The sequence below is a fragment of the Bradyrhizobium erythrophlei genome (assembly GCF_042430365.1).
GTDB classification, from domain to species: domain Bacteria; phylum Pseudomonadota; class Alphaproteobacteria; order Rhizobiales; family Xanthobacteraceae; genus Bradyrhizobium; species Bradyrhizobium erythrophlei.
The window spans coordinates 1-2,077 of record NZ_JBHMET010000095.1; the positions used below are offsets into that span (position 1 = coordinate 1).

A 2,077-nucleotide genomic window follows, 5' to 3' on the forward strand; every position below is an offset into this window, starting at 1 on the left:
TTGAATCAGCAAATTCTCGCTACGGCGAGAGGTTTTTCAGCAGACTGCTAGAGCGTTTTCGAGCGAAGTGGATACCGGTTCGCGTGAAGAAAACGCGTCAAAACAAAAATCTAGAGCCCCGTTCCGATTCTATCGGAACGGGAAAGGCTCTAGGCGCGGCCGATCCGCTCACCGCATGGGCACGGCCCAGATGCCGGACAACGTCATGTGCGATCGCCGATTGCTTCCGCGATGTGTCGACGTCGTTGCGTCCGACGCGCAACGGCGGGCGACGCGACATCGCTGCGCGCCCGCCTCGTGTCATCGATGTGAAGGATGTTCAGAACGAGCAGGCGCCGCTCTGCAACAGACCGGTCTTGAGCACAAAGGCGGCTTCGAAGGTGGGCATCTCCTCGCTGACGACGGTGTAGTTCGCCGGCCACGGCGTGGTCGGGATGCTCTGGTCCCAGATCTGGCAGAAGCCGGAGTCCTGCCAGCGGATCAGGTGAAAGGGCGTGGCGTTGGCCGTGTCAGTTGCGGCAAACGCCGAGACGGCGACGGCAGCGGTGGCGAGGCCGAGGAAAAGACGACGCATTTTCGAGATCTCCGGTTGGAAAACGATCTGCTCCGGGAAGGCAATTCTGGAGCTCAGGGGCGTGTCGCCCCGGACATGACTTGAGTATTGGGAGCCCGGGGACAGGTTCAACGCGGACTGCGTGGAAAAGCCTGTCATGGAAGCGCGCGCGGCCGTCCCAATTGCGCCGCCGCGCGCGTGCTAAGGTCTGTCAATCGCGATTCGCCCGCATCTCGCGATCCGACAAACCTTGACGTGACAGAAATCCGGGGAGACCGACCCATGAAATTCTCATCCGCCCTTCGCGCCGCCTTGGTCGCGCTGACCGCCTTCGTCGGCCTCGCCGTCTCGTCCGCGGCTCATGCCGACAGCGGCTTCGTGACACTCACGATCTACAAGGCCGGATGGATCATCGGCGGCTCCGGCGGCAGCGGCACGCTGACCTTCCGCGGCCGCACCTACGCGCTCTCGACCGGCGGGCTCGACTACGGCCTGGTGTTCGGCGGCTCCAAGACCGTGCTGCGCGGTCGGGTCAGCAACATCAATCGTGCGAGCGACGTCGCCGGCGTCTATGGCGCGGCCGGCGCCGGCCTTGCGGTCGGCGGCGGCGCCCGCGCCATCGTGCTGACCAACCAGAAGGGCGCGGTGCTGGAATTGACCGGCCACCAGGTGGGCCTGATGGCGAACGCCGATCTGAGCGGGCTTGCGATCACGATGCGGTAGGGCGTCGTCAGTATGTAGGGTGGGCAAAGGCGCGCAGTGCCGTGCCCACCGGGCCGAGCTGTGCTCGCGACGGTGGGCACGCTTCGCTTTGCCCACCCTACGTTCCGGTCGTGTGCCCCACGCTATCCACGTCATTGCATGCGCGGAAGGATGGATTACTTCGCTCCGCTCGCAATGACGAGCTGATGACCCGATTCACATATCAAACAGCGATGAGGATGCGCGACCGCGATCTCGCGACGCATTGCGTCCGAGTCTTGGGTTACTTCTACCCCCTTGAAGAGCAGAGGGCGCAGGGAAAGCCGGGTGCCGATTGCACCCATGGGTCCGGTGCAACAAAAGCACCGGGGTAGGACCACAGGTGAAACCGGAAAACACGCCGGCTTTCCCTGCGCGATGGTTTTACTAACCGGAAACTCCGGCTTTCCCTGCGCGATGGTTTTACGGCTTCCTTCGTGCTCTCCCCGGCGAGACGGGCTTGTTTGTCACCGTCTTCGCAGGACGTTTCGCGCGTCTTGCGAGGAGATCAACCACTGGGGCGTCAGGACCACACGACTTCACCGTCCGCCTCTCCACGCACTCGTCAGTTGCGCGCTCGGCGTCCACCGCATCCCACCGCAACACTCGTGACGATCGCGACGCGCCCCTCAAGCGGGTGAGACGGGCGAATTCATGCACCGATTTTAGATTCAGAAAAACAGAAATATTTTATCCGAAGAGACTTGACAGGTTTTGCCGAGTTGCCCGTCGAGGCTGGGCAAGAACTCGGTCTTTTGCGGAGTTGATGTACGATTCGGTTCA

General features: G+C 62.4%; 2 protein-coding genes. One reads left to right on the plus strand and one right to left on the minus strand.

All coding sequences use genetic code 11. From position 1 onward, the window contains the following. Positions 1–319: 319 nt before the first annotated feature. Positions 320–574 (minus strand): hypothetical protein, encoded by a 255-nt coding sequence (locus ACFFWD_RS16625; RefSeq protein ID WP_376966945.1) that lies wholly within the window; start codon positions 572–574, stop codon positions 320–322. 261 nt (positions 575–835) lie between these two features. On the opposite strand from ACFFWD_RS16625, the gene ACFFWD_RS16630 reads away from it, so the two are divergent. Then, on the plus strand, positions 836–1,276 hold the full coding sequence (locus ACFFWD_RS16630; RefSeq protein WP_376966947.1) for a hypothetical protein: 441 nt from the start codon (positions 836–838) through the stop codon (positions 1,274–1,276). Positions 1,277–2,077 lie beyond the last annotated feature (801 nt).